At 41.6% G+C, this 16,007-nt stretch carries 11 protein-coding genes; 1 reads left to right on the top strand and 10 read right to left on the bottom strand.

Translation table 11 applies throughout. From position 1 onward, the window contains the following. Positions 1 to 61: 61 nt before the first annotated feature. The 7 genes from porN to topA all read right to left on the bottom strand — a co-directional run bounded on the left by porN (position 62) and on the right by topA (position 9,526). Positions 62 to 913, bottom strand: a complete 852-nt coding sequence (gene porN / locus G4420_RS20675) for a type IX secretion system ring subunit PorN/GldN (RefSeq protein WP_163325852.1) — start codon at positions 911 to 913, stop codon at positions 62 to 64. 6 nt (positions 914 to 919) lie between these two features. After that, entirely contained in the window at positions 920 to 2,527 is a 1,608-nt protein-coding gene (porM, locus tag G4420_RS20670; protein WP_262888357.1) for a type IX secretion system motor protein PorM/GldM, read from the bottom strand. Between the two features lie 11 nt (positions 2,528 to 2,538). Beyond that, the gene (gene porL, locus G4420_RS20665) at positions 2,539 to 3,447 is read right to left on the bottom strand and encodes a type IX secretion system motor protein PorL/GldL (RefSeq protein ID WP_163325850.1); all 909 of its coding nucleotides are present in this window, start codon (positions 3,445 to 3,447) and stop codon (positions 2,539 to 2,541) included. A 30-nt stretch (positions 3,448 to 3,477) separates the two neighbouring features. Further along, entirely contained in the window at positions 3,478 to 4,824 is a 1,347-nt protein-coding gene (porK, locus tag G4420_RS20660; RefSeq protein ID WP_163325849.1) for a T9SS ring complex lipoprotein PorK/GldK, read from the bottom strand. 111 nt (positions 4,825 to 4,935) lie between these two features. Continuing rightward, complete coding sequence (locus tag G4420_RS20655; RefSeq protein ID WP_262888356.1) at positions 4,936 to 5,871, bottom strand: PorP/SprF family type IX secretion system membrane protein; 936 nt, start codon at positions 5,869 to 5,871, stop codon at positions 4,936 to 4,938. Between the two features lie 117 nt (positions 5,872 to 5,988). Further along, positions 5,989 to 7,140, bottom strand: coding sequence for an arginase family protein (locus G4420_RS20650; protein ID WP_163325847.1), 1,152 nt, complete (start codon positions 7,138 to 7,140; stop codon positions 5,989 to 5,991). A 52-nt stretch (positions 7,141 to 7,192) separates the two neighbouring features. Then, positions 7,193 to 9,526, bottom strand: coding sequence for a type I DNA topoisomerase (topA, locus tag G4420_RS20645; RefSeq protein WP_163325846.1), 2,334 nt, complete (start codon positions 9,524 to 9,526; stop codon positions 7,193 to 7,195). Positions 9,527 to 9,740: 214 nt separating this feature from the next. Here topA and G4420_RS20640 point away from each other — a divergent pair, with 214 nt between their 5' ends. After that, a complete protein-coding gene (locus G4420_RS20640) occupies positions 9,741 to 12,119 on the top strand; it encodes a transglycosylase domain-containing protein (protein WP_163325845.1) in 2,379 nt (792 codons plus the stop codon). Positions 12,120 to 12,186: 67 nt separating this feature from the next. On the opposite strand, the gene G4420_RS20635 is transcribed toward G4420_RS20640, so the two are convergent. The 3 genes from G4420_RS20635 to G4420_RS20625 form a co-directional block, all read right to left on the bottom strand. Next, complete coding sequence (locus tag G4420_RS20635) at positions 12,187 to 12,696, bottom strand: hypothetical protein (RefSeq protein ID WP_163325844.1); 510 nt, start codon at positions 12,694 to 12,696, stop codon at positions 12,187 to 12,189. Between the two features lie 203 nt (positions 12,697 to 12,899). After that, entirely contained in the window at positions 12,900 to 14,990 is a 2,091-nt protein-coding gene (locus G4420_RS20630; protein ID WP_246241720.1) for a M3 family metallopeptidase, read from the bottom strand. Between the two features lie 274 nt (positions 14,991 to 15,264). Continuing rightward, a complete protein-coding gene (locus tag G4420_RS20625; protein WP_045025603.1) occupies positions 15,265 to 15,852 on the bottom strand; it encodes a flavin reductase family protein in 588 nt (195 codons plus the stop codon). Positions 15,853 to 16,007 lie beyond the last annotated feature (155 nt).

Raw genomic sequence — 16,007 nt, 5'->3', positions numbered from 1 at the left:
AAAATTGTTTCAAAAAAAAGCCTTATGACAACATAAGGCTTTTTTTATGCTGGTTAGCGCATTAATATTCCCAAAGATCTTGTTCGTAATTAAAAATCTCGTCTTCAATTCGTTTTGATTCCAACATCGCATCTTTTCCTACCAGGTAGGAACTGATTTCGCGGTTGTTGTAAATATTCGACTCCTGCACGATATAACTGTTAAACATACGTTTTACGAACAGGTCGTCGAAAGATTGCTGACGTGCTTCGTTGTATGGATTTTGAACCACGTTGGTAGCCAGCAATGGGCGCGCTTCAGGATAATAAATCCAGAATATTTTTTGCCGCTGTGGCTGTCCTGAAGTATCGCCTTCGCGCATATATTCGCGAATTGGGCAAATACCAAGAATACGTACGTTTAAGGTAGATGTTTGTTTATCAAAATACCACTGTTCTTTAACCATGTACTGCTTGATCTCGGTTGGGCGAATTTCGCCCTGAACCTGAACTTGTGTCCGTTCACCTGTATCAAAGTCAATTTTCTCCTCGGTTCTAGCTTCCGCACCAAATCTTGCTTTAACCTGTGCAAAGCTCATCGGAATTTTAAAATCATCATCGGCCTGCGCGTCATACGGAGTAATCTGACCACTTTCGATACCCTTAAGCAATAACGAGATCAGGTTTGTACGATCGGCAATGGGTATTGTTGGATAATACAGCGGAATATTCATTTTTTCACGCAAATCGATAACACGCCAAAGTGTCTTCTGCCAGAAAACATCTGCCTCGCGAACCGGAACCAACGGCATTGGTTTTTTCTCGTAAATATCGTTTTGCTTATAGGCTCCGTTTACAATTTGGGCATCAGCACCTTTATGCATAATGCCTAGCGCAAAAACAACTATTCCTATATAAACAACTATCTTCTTCATAACTACCTATTTTATTTTGAATGATATTGGGTCGAGATCCCTTGTAGTTCCATCATCTCCTAAAGCCTTAATATCTCCTATATAAACTATACTATTTACATTTACATTCTTCAGCGCATTTTTTTGTTCTGCTGTAAAACGATTCGAATTGGCAGGATAACGATTGGTGTACCCACCGCTTGTGGTTTCCATTGTAAACTGAGTAACTTTGTAACCAAATTCAAAATCGAAATCTTCAAGCACCGCCAAAACGCCATCCTGAATCTGTAAAACTTCTTTACGAATATCGCCACCCGACTGTCCATTAATTTGTGCTACGGGATCGGGAACACGTTTCACGCGCCAATCGGTAGTACCTATCAAACGTCGGCTTCCGTTAATTGTTGCGTAAACACTTACTTTAGTATTACGCCCCATTTCATCAAGGTCAGTTGGTACTACTATATATGTATCACCTCGTTTGGTAACCTTTCCGTTGGTCATTTGAACTTCAAGATCTTCATTCGGGATGGCTCCTCCACCCACATCAAACGGGTTATCCAGACCTTTGTAAAACACGTTCATTTTGGTGGCCGACATTGTTACTGTTGGCTCTGACACCTGATATTCCTGCTCAAAAGGATAATTTTTATAATTTCCTCCCGGCATTTTGTATCTAATTAAACCGTCCCAGGTAAATTTACCTGCCTGGCTGGTATTCCCGATATAGGTTGCCTTGCCATCTTTAACTTCAACCTCTTTACCATTTATCATGATAATTGGTTGCTGTGTAGTATCTTCTGCGGCAAGGAAAACTTCAGCTTTATATTCGTCGCCCATCAGAACTACATTCGAATTGGCAATAACGCGGGCTTTCAAACGGTTAAACTTAAATGAGCCTTCATCAATTTCAGCATACAAATATTTTGCTACCGATGCTTCAGAGTTTTTCGCGTCGATCTGAATTTTAGACAGCAAGGTCATTACCGCAATTAAAGGCTTATCTTCAAAGTGCTCCGATTCCCATGTTTTGTAGTTGCCTTCTCCTTTCGAACCTTTCTCGGGGTCTGAAGTTTTAAGCTCGCTCATAATCAACTCGCGAAGTTCGCTGTCATCCTCGTTCACCAATGAAGAAAGAAACTCACGATATTCGATAATGGCGTTTTTAAGATCGTTTGCTCTTTTCTGGGTGATCAGTAATTCCGACGGGCCATTCATGTCATCTTTCTTGGCAACTTCAACAACCGATCCGTCTACTTTTGTATGATAATAACCTTCTTCATACATCGGGTTATCTTCATTTACCGGCTTCTCGCCGGAGTAAGCAACAACTTCGTCTTTTAATGCCGCAACGTAGTTTATCATTTCTTCCGATCTACTTTTTAGCTGATCAGCTTTATCTTTCCATTCCTGAACTTTGGTTGGATTTTCGATATAAGCTTGATCAAACGAAGAATAGATCTGCGCATTCTGCATGTCCACTGCCTCGAGCGTTTGCAGTAAACTACTGTCTACCACACGAAACGCTTCAAGTACCTCAGCCGCAACGTTAAGAGCTAACATTGCGGTAAGTACAATGTACATCAGATTTATCATTTTTTGCCTCGGTGTTTCCGGACAATACTTTGCACCCATACGCTAGGACTTTATTTTTTATAGCTCATTGCACCCAACATGTTGCCGTAAATGGTATTTAAGGCTTCAAGATTTTTGTTGAGTGATTCAGCATTTTCTTTATACTTTTTCAATTCATCAACCGAAGAGGTCAGGATGCTGTTCATTTCAGCTAGATCCTGGTTAAACCTCTGATTGGCTTTGAATTGATCCTGAGTATCTTTAAGTTGGTTTTCGAAATTGCTGTTCAGGCTATCTAAATTTTTATTCAGTCTTTCCAAGTTCCCTGAATATTGTTTTGAACTACTTCCAATATTCTCCAATTCACCCGATATAATCTCTGATGATTTTTGATAAACGGCAGAAAGATTTTTTCCGGTTTGAGTAAGCTGACTTGCTGCAACAGAATAGGAATCAACTAAGGTACTCACTGAACTGTTAATCGATTCGTTTGCCTTGTTGTTAATTTGGGCAAAAGAGTTCATCGATTCTGAAGCCGATCCCAGGTTTTTAACATACATATCGGTGGCAAGTGTAGCCGAAGATATGTCGCTTATTCCCTTGGCAGTATTACTTAATTCTGCTAATCCTTTTCCAACACGGTCCATCAGTTCCGGTGTAAGCTCCGAGCTGCCAAAAAGTGTTTCCAAACCATTACTTTTGTTGCTGGTTCTCAACTCTTTTACTTCCTCAAGCTCGTAGTCTTCATTTAATTCCGGATATACCTTATCCCATTCAGGAATACTGATTGGAGGCTCAAATGCTGAGAGGAAAAATATAAATGCCTCTGTAAGCAAACCTACGGTTAATAACTCGCTGGAGCCTTTCCAGTGTTCAAGTTTGAACAAGGCACCAACCATAACGACTGCTGCCCCCCATCCATAAACATACCCCATGAATGTTTTCCAGCGCTTAGTTTTAAATAGTTCTCCCAGATTCATATCGTTTGGTATAAAGTTTTGTTTTAAATACTAAAATTCTTCGCCAAAAGTAGAGCGAACGCATCGGAAACCTACGTATGATTTAGTCGTATCCTGATATTCGTAATTACGTGCAGAAACCTGCACAAACTGCGAGATATCTTTCCACGAACCACCTCTTATCACTTTACGCTTCATCACAGCCGGATCATCCTTGCGGGCATTGTATGTAAAGGTAGGGTTTAAATCACTAAAGTAATTGTAACCGGCTTCGTCATACGCAGTGCTTGTCCACTCTGCAACGTTACCGGCCATATCGTATAATCCGTACTCATTCGGATCGTAACTTCCTACTTTTATTGTTGCAATTGAGCCATCTTCAACATAATTTCCGCGAAGTGGCTTAAAGTTGGCCAGGAATACCCCTTTTTCGTCGCGGGTATAATAACCTCCCCAAGGATACATCGAGAAGTCTTTACCACCACGGGCAGCATATTCCCACTCTACTTCGGTTGGTAAACGGTAAGCCATCAATGTTGGTTCCCCTTTTTCCGACAAGTAATCCGTCTGAATTTTAGTACGCCAGTTACAGAATGCATTTACCTGCTTCCAGGTAACACCTACAACAGGATATTCATCAAATCCCGGATGCCAGAAATAGCGTGTTGCCAACGGCTCGTTGTACGAATAGGTAAAGTCTCTGATCCAGCAAAGTGTATCAGGATAAACATGCACCTGATCCTGCATCATAAACGAAGAACGGTTCTCGATTGGAACAAGATCGCCTTCCTCGTTGTAAACATTACCTTCGTAACGTTGTGTTTCGTAGTTATAACTGTTACTTCTTTTGGCTGCCTGATCCAGGTCAACCCACCAATATTCGTAAATCAGTTTACGGGTATCTATTTCCTTTTTGCCAAAGAAACGCTCGTTTTCAGGCAAGTAAAGATCTTCCATTGCCATTTGCATATCAGGGTCTTCCCAGTCAATCTTTTCATTCCAGTTGATCTGTGGAGGATCGATAATATTCCCTTTTCTGTCTTCGGTAATCATAAATTCAGGATACTGGTCGCCTAACATTCGACGAGCCATCGATTCCTTTACCCATTCTACAAACTGACGATATTCGTTATTGGTTATTTCGGTGTCGTCCATCCAAAATGGTTCTTGCGATACCGTCTTTGTTGGTACACCTGCCCTACTTGCGTCCTCATCGCTAGGCCCGATATTGAAACTTCCTCTGCGAACGTATACCATTCCCAGGGGTTGGGTTTCTTTAAATCGCTGCCTTCTTTCTACTCCTGTCAGCTCTCCGTTTCCTCTCCCGCCACCACCAAAGCAGCCGGCAAAACTAAGTGCAATCAAGAATAAGGTTGCAATAGAAAGTAGTTTTTTCATAATGTGTCTTTTATACTTTACGAGCTCTGATTAGTCGTTAAAAATAAGTAGAAACAATGAAATAATAAAATATTAAATACCGTTCCTTTTCTTATTTACACTAAACATATTTTACAAAAATCTAATACTCTTATACTTTTGGTTACGATTTCTCTCTAAATCAAGAGAATAACTTACAAATACTTCGTGCGAACCAAAACCACTACGACTCATTGCCGATGTGGTAAAATCAAACGAATACCCGATTCGCATTCCATTAAACAGTTCCATCCCAAGAAGCAGGGCCACCGCATCCTGGTGACGATATGAAAGACCGCCCCAAAATTTGTCGTTATAAACTATATTCGCATTTATATCAAACTCCACAGATGCTAAATCTGTCTTCACTAAAAACGACGGCCACAATTCAAACAACGGATCTGCAAGTTTAATATTGTACCCGCCCATTAAATAATAATGTCTCACTAAAAAATCAACGGCAACTTCATCATATTTTACAGCGCCCTGATTAAGGTGCGTTGCTGAAAAACCTGCATAATAATTGCTGGTATAAAGAAAAGCTCCAAATCCAACATCAAAAGCTATTTGACTCGCTTCGCCCTGCGGAATCGAAGGATCTGTTTCGGCCGGCGTATAAACATCACCTTCGGGAATTACCCATTCACCGTTTACACTATAATTAAAAAGTCCCGGCGACAAGCCCAACCCCAGGATTCCGATAGATGTAGTCACTCTATGCGCCAAACTCAATGTCACCCAAGTATTATCATAAAATCCTAACTTGTCACTTAAAACGCTAATTCCAATTCCTTCTGTCCTATCAAACGCATTTACTGCAGCATCGGCACTAAAAACAAGCACCTTACTACTCCCCGACCACTGATATCTATTAATCATTAAACCGGTTATAGCATCCCCGGTCCCGGCAAATCCGGGATTTACACCTAACTTATAATACATATTATTGGTGTATTGTGGATCTAATTGACCGTAAGTAACTAGTGTAACCGACATTATGATGAATAAAAAAGATACAGCCTTTCTCATACTTCTCTTTTCATAGGGCAATTTAGCCTTTTCTCTGCTGTAGCAAAGAAACAATTTTTAGTTGTTTGTAACAATCAACTGTTAACAAGGTATGCAAAGAACGTTTATTAGAAGCTATTATTTTACTATTTCGTCGGTTTTTTGAACATATTTCAACCAAAGCTCAGGTATTTCGTTACTACTGGCCACCTCGTAATCTTTTTCTGAACAGGCAAAATATCTGGTTTCATTGTTTATTGCCTGCACCTGCACCCACCATTGCCCGGTATTGTCGTTTTTGTAAAATACAAGCGGCGCTGAAAGTTCGGGTATTTCCACACTAAACGTGGAAAACCCATCGCCTTGTTCCGGTTTCCGTTTATCTCTGATAAGGTAGCCCTGTACAAAATACCAAACCAGTTGTGCCGCCAGGTTTAACGACAATTCTCCCGGCTCCTCGCCAATATTCAACCCGAACAAGCCAAATACTTTTAAACGGTTACTTGCTCCGGCATACTTCATTAACTGGCAAGCCTCGTCGGCATACAAACCATTCGGAAGATTCAGACTGTTGGGTGCTTCCGACGACTTTAACGCCGCCATATCGAAAGTCAAAAAGTCGCTGTTTCGAAGAACAGGCTCAGCGTCACTAATATTATCACGAAGTTTCCCTAAACGTAAATGTGCTCCAATACCTTTAGTTTTCTCGAAATAAATATCAGGTACATAATGACTTTGATAAGCCAGCAAATTAAACTGAAAAATATCGGGAAGGGCTTTAAAAACCTGCGACAAGTAGTTTGTAGAACTTAGTGATTCTACACCTTTTTTCACATCCAAAAAGGCATCGATGGCACTAAACGAGAAAAAGGGATTCGACCGGAAAGCCTGGCAAACACCGTAACTGTAATCCTGGCTGCCGCCAAATACAATGGTTACAATATCCAGTTCACTCAAATAATCCACCACATCGCGCAGTGCCAGGTAATTCCCTTTGTGGCTGGTTGAAGCTTTAAGGTTGCCCAGATCGATAATGTTGAGTTTCCCAACTCCGGCCAAGCCGTAAAATGCTTTACGCAATTTATCGGGTGTTGCTGTTCGTTTAAAATCATCGTGCTCGCTGTTAAACGGAACGCCAACAATGGCCAACTCAATGTTTGTCAAACGGCCTTCCTGCAATTTAACTGTATTCTTTTCAATGGTAGCACCCATAGAATATTTCCAGGCGAAAGGCACATCATCGACATACTGCGAAAAATCAACCGCATCGAAATAGGGAGACAAATTCATTTTTTTGCTTTTAAAAATAAAGGCAAATGATCAAATCACCTGCCTTTATTCTTTATTTTTTTCTACCGCGTCGGCTTTTAGGTTCCGGAGCCGCCTCGATGATCTTCATACAATCCTCGAAAGTTAACTCCTCGGCCTTAGTCGTTTTTGGTATTTTGTAATTTTTCTTGCCATGTTTAATATATGGGCCCCATCTGCCGTTAAGCACCTGAAGTTCTGCATCTTCATCAAATATCTTAACAACAGCATTACGGTCTTTTTCACGCTTGGCTTCAATCAGTTCAATCGCTCTGTCTAGTTGAACAGAATACGGATCGTCTTCTTTTCCGAGCGAAACAAATTTATTGTCGTGACGCACATACGGACCAAAACGACCGATGGCAACAGTTACCTTTTTGCTTTCGTACTCGCCCAATTCGCGTGGAAGTTTAAACAGCTCGAGTGCTTCTTCGAGGGTAATTGTTTCGATATGCTGCCCGGTTCGTAAGCTCGAAAACTGTGGTTTTTCAGCTCCTTCTTCCTGCGATACTTCACCCAACTGTGCCAACGGCCCAAAACGGCCAATCTTAACCGACACCTCTTTACCTGTTTTCGGGTCGATACCCAAAATACGTTCTCCTTTCGAGCGCTCCGCATTTTCAAGGGCGTGTTCCACTTTGCCATGAAACGGCTGATAAAACTTATCAATCATTTCATTCCAAACCATCTTCCCGTCGGCAATATCATCAAATTCCTTTTCAACATTTGCGGTGAAGTTGTAGTCCATGATCTCATCGAAATTGTCCATCAGAAAATCATTAACAACAATACCTATATCGGTTGGGAACAGTTTATTTTTTTCAGCTCCGGTGATTTCGGTCTTCTCTTCCTGCTTGATTTTTCCGTCTTCAAGGGTAAGAACAGTAAAGTTCCGTTCCACACCCGGACGCTCTTCTTTTACAACATAATTTCTGTTTTGAACCGTTGTAATGGTTGGCGCATAAGTTGACGGACGACCAATTCCCAGCTCTTCCAAACGTTTAACCAGCGACGCTTCCGTATATCGTGGAGGACGTTGTGAAAACCGTTGTGTTGAAACCACAGAAGTCATCTCAAGCGACTCGTTAACATGCACCGGTGGAATTAAAGTCTGGCCATTTGCGTTGGCATTTTCATCGTCGGTCGATTCAATATATACTTTCAGGAAACCATCAAAAACAATTACCTCGCCGGTTGCCTGGAATTTCTCCGTTGCGTTCGACACATCGATGGTTACATTGGTTCGTTCCAAAATAGCATCGGCCATTTGCGAAGCGATAGTACGTTTCCAGATCAATTCATACAAACGCTGCTCCTGCGACGATCCTGCTACCGTTTGGTTTTCCATGTAGGTAGGACGAATGGCCTCGTGAGCCTCCTGTGCTCCTTTCGATTTCGTCTTGAATTTCCTGATCTTCACATAATTTTCGCCATGAAGTTCAGTGATCTTTTGTTTCGAAGTATTTAATGCCAGGCCCGACAGGTTCACCGAGTCGGTACGCATGTAGGTAATCTTACCACTTTCGTACAAACGCTGTGCAACTGCCATGGTTTGCGATACGGAAAATCCCAGTTTTCTACTGGCTTCCTGCTGTAATGTTGAGGTAGTAAATGGTTGTGCCGGCGATCTTTTCCCCGGTTTTTTCACCACATCGCTAACTTTAAACTCTGCTGATTTGCACTTTTCGAGGAAAGCGTTAGCCTCATCGCGGGTTGTAAAACGTTTTGAAAGTTCTGCTTTTAATTCGGTGGTATTTCCACTTTCATCGGGCACCAGAAAGTATCCGTTTACACGAAACCATGTTTCTGTTTTAAAATCGCGAATCTCGCGTTCGCGTTCAACAATTAAACGAACTGCTACCGACTGCACACGACCGGCACTTAACGATGGTTTTACTTTTTTCCACAAAACCGGCGATACCTCGAAACCCACAATACGGTCTAACACACGACGGGCTTGCTGTGCATTTACCAAATGCTCGTCGATATCACGTGGATTTTTAACGGCACGAGTAATGGCATCTTTGGTAATTTCGTGAAAAACAATTCGTTTTATTTTATCATCTTTCAGCTTCAGCACCTCTTTCAGGTGCCAGGCAATAGCCTCTCCCTCTCGGTCTTCATCGGAAGCGAGCCAAACCGTTTCGGCCTCCTTCGCTAACTTTTTCAGTTCTGTTACTATCTTCTTCTTATCCGAAGAAACTTTGTATCTGGGCTGATAATTATTCTCAATATCAATCCCGAAGTCCTTCTTTTCCAAGTCTCTAACGTGCCCCATACTTGAGGTTACCACGTAGTCTTTTCCAAGAAATCCTTCAATTGTTTTCGCCTTTGCAGGGGACTCGACTATAACCAGGTTTTTGTGCATATACTTTCTAATCCGTTCTAAAAATTCTGCAAATTAAAGAAAATGATGGGCTAAGTTCAAAATTTAATGAGCTATTTTTTTATTTTCTATTTAATTGAAAATGACGATTTTATTTTTTAAAAAATAAAATATTCTCCAATTTCAAGGCGTTATTTAGGTGGTTCCCATAACAGAATCGTATATATTTGTTGCCACATTAAAATGAGCGAAATTCATGAGCGAAACAAAAAAAAGCTTTAAAAAATACATCCTGATTTTCTGGTCGATCGTTGCACTGGGGATCGTTTCCGTTTTTCTTCTTTTCTTTCTGATAGCCAAGGGAAAGCTGGGTTTTATGCCCAGTTTTGAGGAGCTGGAAAACCCACAAAATATCCTGGCATCGGAAATCTATTTTGCAGACGGCCCGACCATTGATAAATATTTCAACCAGGAGAACCGTACTTACGTAAATTTCGAAAATTTACCACCACACTTAATAAATGCCTTGGTTGCCACAGAAGATGTTCGTTTTTACGATCATTCGGGAATTGATTTTCGTGGACTAATTCGCGTATTTAAAGGAATTGTTACCGGCGACACCAGTTCAGGAGGTGGAAGTACCTTAAGTCAGCAGTTGGCAAAAATGCTTTTCCCGCGCGATGGTTTTTCCAGTAGCACCGAACTGGTTATGCGAAAGTTTAAAGAATGGGTAATTGCCGTAAAACTGGAGCGCAGTTATACTAAAGAAGAGATTATTTTAATGTACCTGAACAAGTACGACTACCTGAATAACGCGGTGGGTATTCGTTCGGCAGCCGATGTTTATTTTAATACACAGCCCGATTCGCTTAAACTACACCAGGCAGCCATGCTGGTTGGTATGGCCAAAAACTCATCGCTTTTTAATCCGGTTCGCCGCCCCGAAATCGTGCTGCAACGCCGGAATGTTGTATTGAGCCAGATGGAAAAATATGGTTACATCACTCCCGAACTTGCCGATTCGGCCAAAAAACTGCCGCTTGATCTGGAATATAAAAAAGTGGATTACAAACTTGGGCCAGCACCGTATTTCCGCGAATACCTTCGCCTTACACTTACCGCTAAAAAACCGGAGCGCGAAAACTATGCTTCGTGGCAGGAACAAAAATATATTGAAGACCTGGATGAGTGGGAAAACAATCCGCTGTTTGGCTGGTGTAATAAAAATACCAAACCCAATGGCGAACCTTACGATATTTATGCCGACGGTTTAAAAATATACACCACGCTCGACTCGCGCATGCAAAAATATGCGGTTGAAGCCGTTGAACGACATTTGCGTTACGATCTGCAACCCCTATTCGATGAAAGTTTGTCGGATTTAAGCAATCCGCCCTTTGCCAATAACATGAGCAGAACTGAGGTGGACGACCTGCTAAACCGTGAAATCAGAAAAAGCGAACGCTACCGTTTAATGAATCAGGCAGGAAAAAGCTTTAATGAAATAAAGAAGGAATTTAACAAGCCCGTTGAAATGAACGTTTTTAAGTGGGGTGGTGCAGTGGATACTTTGATGACTCCGATGGATTCAATTAAATATTACCTGAAATTTTTCCGCTCGTCGTTTATGGCCATGGATACCGAATCGGGGAAAGTAAAAGCCTACGTTGGAGGCCCCAACTACCAGCATTTTATGTACGACATGGTAAAAGGCGGAAAACGCCAGATCGGATCTACTGTTAAGCCATTTTTGTATACACTGGCCATGCAAAACGGGCTTACACCATGTACAAAAGTTCCATATGTTAGTCAACAGTTTATTCAGTGGGACGGCAGTATTTATGAGCCTAAAGATTCGGATGTTGACGAAGAAATGGATGGCAAAATGGTATCCTTAAAATGGGGACTGGCCAACTCGAAAAACCGTATTTCAGCATGGGTACTAAAACAATACAATCCGCAGGCAGTGGTCGATGTAATGAAACACATGGGTATTTACAGCCCCATTGATCCGGTAAACTCAATGTTCCTTGGTGTTTCGGATGTTACACTTTACGAAATGGTTGGTGCTTTCAACACCTTCACGAACCTGGGCGTGTTTATCAAGCCTTATTTTGTTACTAAGATTGAAGACCGCCATGGCAACGTTATCGCACGTTTCGTTCCCGAGCGCCACGAGGCCATCGACGAACAAACTGCATACCTGATGCTAAACTTATTGCAAGGAGTAATCGACGAAGGAACCGGAATTCGTTTACGCTTTTCAAACCTGTTTCGCGACAGGGTAACCACCGACTATGGAAGTTTTAGTATGCCAATTGCCGGGAAAACTGGAACAACACAGAACCACTCCGATGGTTGGTTTATTGGCACAACACCAAAACTTACCGCAGGTGTTTGGACCGGTGCCGATTTAAGAAGTATACACTTTAGGACGATCGCATCTGGTCAGGGTGCAAATATGGCGCTGCCAATTTGGGGTTACTTTTACAAGAAAGTTTTGGCCGACGAATCGATCGGTTACAAAGAAGAGGAGATGGAATTTAAACGACCAGCCGGTTTTAACATTAACCTCGATTGCGATGATTTGGAGAAAAAGAACACGAATCCGGAAGAATTCGACGACTTCTTCTAGAAAGATATCTAGTCATGCTCTCACTCATAGTGAGGGTATGACTATACACTAACTAACTTTTTACATTTCAGTTACCTTTTTCAATACTTAACAGGTATTCACTTTTCGGAGCATAATTAAAAATCAATTGATCTCCCTCGGCACAACGCTCGAACAGCTCTTTATCAACGTTGAAATTAATACCATCAACAACGAACTCAAACTTTTCAGTATAAGCCTTAGACATATTGCTGCCCAGTGCAGAGGCATGATAAATAGTTGACTTTGATTTGTTCATCAAGGTTTTTATCACCTGAACTTTTTCATTAAATTGCAAATCACGATAGTATTTATTACATATCAGAAAGTTAAGGAGCACTGAAGAACTCAACGTTCCTATTGTAATTAAACCTGCCATTTTAAGATTCAATTCATCAGGATTCGTATCAAAGAATAACTCGTATATCGTTACTCCAATAATTGTTGCAAGAACAAATACCAGTAATGATAAAATCAATCCCATTTTACATTGATCTCTCAAACTCTTTCTGTCGGTTTTTGTAAGGCCCCGGTGCATTTGTTTGTTTTTGGCTTTCATTGTTTGTACTGGTTAATGATATGCGTAAATATATAAATTTCAAATCTTTATCATAACTATAATTTTCTGCTACTGAGCACAACTACCACTAATAGCCGTTCAGGAATGTTTCCATAAAAAAAATGGCACCTCAGAACGAGATGCCATTTTCAATATTGTTTCGTGATAGCCTCACTCCGAGTGAGACCATAACGTTTAAAAGCTTACAATAATCCGCTGCGTTTTAGCAGTGCATCAACCTTTGGCTCCTGACCGCGGAAACGTTTGTAGAGCGTCATAGGATGCTCAGTTCCACCTTTTTCCAAAATATTTTCGCGGAACGAAGCAGCCACATCTTTGTTAAAGAGGCCTTTTTCTTTGAATACGCTAAATGCATCGGCATCCAGCACTTCGGCCCATTTGTAACCGTAATATCCGGCGGCATAACCTCCGGCAAACAAGTGCCCGAATTGTGTACTCATACAAACACCGTCGATTGAAGGGAAGATCTGCACTTTCTTCCACGCACTTTCTTCAAAATCCTTCACATCGCCTTCAAAAGGTTTTTCCAGCGTATGCCAGGCCATATCCAAATAACCAAAACTCAACTGGCGAACTGACAGGTAACCTGCAAGGTAATTTTGCGAATCAACAATTTTTTGTACCAGCTCAGCCGGGATAGGTTCACCGGTTTCGTAATGTTTTGCAAAACGATCCAAGAAGTCTTTTTCAACTGCCCAGTTTTCCATTATTTGCGATGGAAGCTCAACAAAGTCGCGGTAAACATTGGTTCCCGATAGGCTTGAATAGGTTGATTTTGCCAGCATTCCGTGCAGCGCGTGGCCAAATTCGTGCATAAATGTTTCCACCTCGTTAAAGGTTAACAAAGCCGGCTTGCTTGAAGTTGGGCGGGTAAAGTTCATTACAATGGTTACGTGCGGGCGCGAATCAACACCATTCTCCATCCACTGACCTTTAAAGTCGTTCATCCAGGCACCACCACGTTTTCCGGGGCGCGGGTGAAAATCGGTATAAAATACGGAAAGGAAAGTGCCATCGGCATCAAATACTTCGTAGGCTGTAACCTCTGCGTTGTATACCGGAATATCTTTATTCTCTTTAAACGTTACGCCAAAAAGTTCGGTTGCCAGGCCAAAAACGCCGTCAACAACGCTACTTAACTCAAAGTATGGTTTCAGCATTTCGTCGTTCAGATCGAATTTTTCCACCTTCAGTTTTTCGCTGTAGTAGCTCCAGTCCCAGGGCATTAAATCGCCTTCAAAACCATTCTTGCGGGCATACGCTTCAATCTCAGCTTTTTCCTCTTTTGCCACTTTGTACGATGCCTCATACAAATCGTTAAGCAAACCGTAAACGCCATCGGCATTCATTGCCATTCGGCGCTCTAAAACGTAATCGGCATAGTTTTTATACCCCAGTAGCTTAGCCATTTCCAGGCGTAACTCCACAATACGTTTTACATTTTCCTGGTTATCCAGCTCATCTCCTTTAAACGATTTCGAGCCGTACGCCATATACAATTCTTTGCGCAAATCGCGGTTATCGGCATATTGCAGAACGGGCAGGTAACTTGGCATCGAAATATCGAAAGTCCAACCTTCCTGATCTTTTGCTTTAGCCTTTCCGGCAGCTGCTTCCAAAGCGCCTTCCGGTAACCCAGCCAGCTTGCTTTTGTCGGTAATGTTTAACTCGTACTTATTGGTTTCTTTTAGTACGTTCTCGCCAAAATCGAGGCTTAACTTCGACAACTCGGTGCTGTACTCGCGAAACTTTTCTTTATCGGTGTCCGACAAATTGGCTCCGCTACGCACAAAACCAATGTAGTTATTCTCCAGAAGCGTTTGTTGCTCGGTGGTTAAATCCAGCTCGTCTTTTTTGTTATACACGGCTTTAACGCGCTCAAAAAGTACCGGATCTAACGAAATATCGTTCTGAAAAGCTGTAAGCATTGGCGAAACCTCTTGCGCAATGCTCTGCAATTCGTCGTTGGTTTCCGAACTCAGCAGGTTAAAAAATACACCCGATGTACGTGTTAACAAACGACCTACTTCGTCTAATGCAACGATGGTGTTTTCGAATGTTGGTGCCTCCGGATTATTTTTTATTTTCTCTACGTCGGCCTTGCCTTGTTTTATTCCTTCCTCGAAAGCCGGCATAAAATGCTCGTTTTTGATTTTATCGAAAGGTGCCGCATTGTGCGGTGTATTAAAATCTTCGAGTAATGGATTTGTTTGTGCTGTTACCATTCCTAAATTCATTAAAAAGATTGATGCTAATAAATAGATACTCTTCATTTTTCTCACAATTAAATATTATTCTGACTAGTCTTCAGAAAGTTTAAAGGATTACAAAAAAAGAGCGGAAATTGTTTAAAAAGAATGATTTATTTCATTTAGAGAGCGTACGACAAGCTTCCGTTTTTTATCAAAATCCTGCTTATACTTCACCCGTATTACTATCGGAAAACCTTATTTCTTTAACAACAGTTTTCTCATTCAATAAGGTTAATAAGGTTTTGTTCCTGACACATTCGTTACTACTAAGGTTTTTCTCAGAATAAGGTTTATTTTACTTATTTCGTTTCTTTTTCGTTTTTTTCTTCTCAACCGACCAGCCAAACTTGCCAATACGTTTTCCCATGCCGAAATAGTGGCCATGACTGTAAACCAAAGGATTTGCCTTGGAGAAACTGAAAGCCTGTTCTTCATTCATATAAGTATCGTCGACTGAAACGCTTACCACCTCGGAAATAAACATGTGGTGCGAACCCAGCTCAACAATATCTTTTACGCGGCACTCGATGTTTACCGGCGACTCCTCGATAATGGGTGCTTTAACCATTTTTGCAGGCGCTGGAGTCAGGTTCATTTCTTTCCATTTGTTGTACTTACGGCCCGATCGGCAACCACACCAGTCGGTTGCTTTTGCCAGCTTTTCGGTGGTAAGGTTGATAACAAATTCGCCGGTGCGTTTGATAATATCGTACGAATGGCGCCCCGGACGAACCGAAATATAACACATTGGCGGATCGCTGTTAATGGTGCCAGTCCAGGCAATGGTTATAATGTTGTATTCTTCAGGATTTTCGCCACAACTTACCATTACTGCAGGCAGGGGATAAACAATTGTTCCGGGTTTCCAGTACGTTCGTGCCATATTCTTTGTTTTTCTAGTTCTATTCAAAGATAGGAAATACAGGGCTTTTGCAATACTCTCCCCTCATTTTCATTGATCGTACTGAGTACGATGCTCCACCCACAGGGTTTTCTTCAATCGTACTGAGTACGATGCTTCACCAACAGGATTTTCTC

This window comes from Draconibacterium mangrovi (assembly GCF_010586825.1).
Taxonomy (GTDB): domain Bacteria; phylum Bacteroidota; class Bacteroidia; order Bacteroidales; family Prolixibacteraceae; genus Draconibacterium; species Draconibacterium mangrovi.
Note: the sequence above shows the minus strand (reverse complement) of the source record. Positions and strands in the feature narration are given on the sequence as shown.

Bases quoted from the DNA above. Each gene is read 5' to 3' on its own strand.
- porN (WP_163325852.1), bottom strand. From the start codon at position 913: ATGAAGAAGATAGTTGTTTATATAGGAATAGTTGTTTTTGCGCTAGGC.
- porM (WP_262888357.1), bottom strand. From the start codon at position 2,527: ATGGGTGCAAAGTATTGTCCGGAAACACCGAGGCAAAAAATGATAAAT.
- porL (WP_163325850.1), bottom strand. From the start codon at position 3,447: ATGAATCTGGGAGAACTATTTAAAACTAAGCGCTGGAAAACATTCATG.
- porK (WP_163325849.1), bottom strand. From the start codon at position 4,824: ATGAAAAAACTACTTTCTATTGCAACCTTATTCTTGATTGCACTTAGT.
- G4420_RS20655 (WP_262888356.1), bottom strand. From the start codon at position 5,871: ATGAGAAAGGCTGTATCTTTTTTATTCATCATAATGTCGGTTACACTA.
- G4420_RS20650 (WP_163325847.1), bottom strand. From the start codon at position 7,140: ATGAATTTGTCTCCCTATTTCGATGCGGTTGATTTTTCGCAGTATGTC.
- topA (WP_163325846.1), bottom strand. From the start codon at position 9,526: ATGCACAAAAACCTGGTTATAGTCGAGTCCCCTGCAAAGGCGAAAACA.
- G4420_RS20640 (WP_163325845.1), top strand. From the start codon at position 9,741: ATGAGCGAAACAAAAAAAAGCTTTAAAAAATACATCCTGATTTTCTGG.
- G4420_RS20635 (WP_163325844.1), bottom strand. From the start codon at position 12,696: ATGAAAGCCAAAAACAAACAAATGCACCGGGGCCTTACAAAAACCGAC.
- G4420_RS20630 (WP_246241720.1), bottom strand. From the start codon at position 14,990: ATGAAGAGTATCTATTTATTAGCATCAATCTTTTTAATGAATTTAGGA.
- G4420_RS20625 (WP_045025603.1), bottom strand. From the start codon at position 15,852: ATGGCACGAACGTACTGGAAACCCGGAACAATTGTTTATCCCCTGCCT.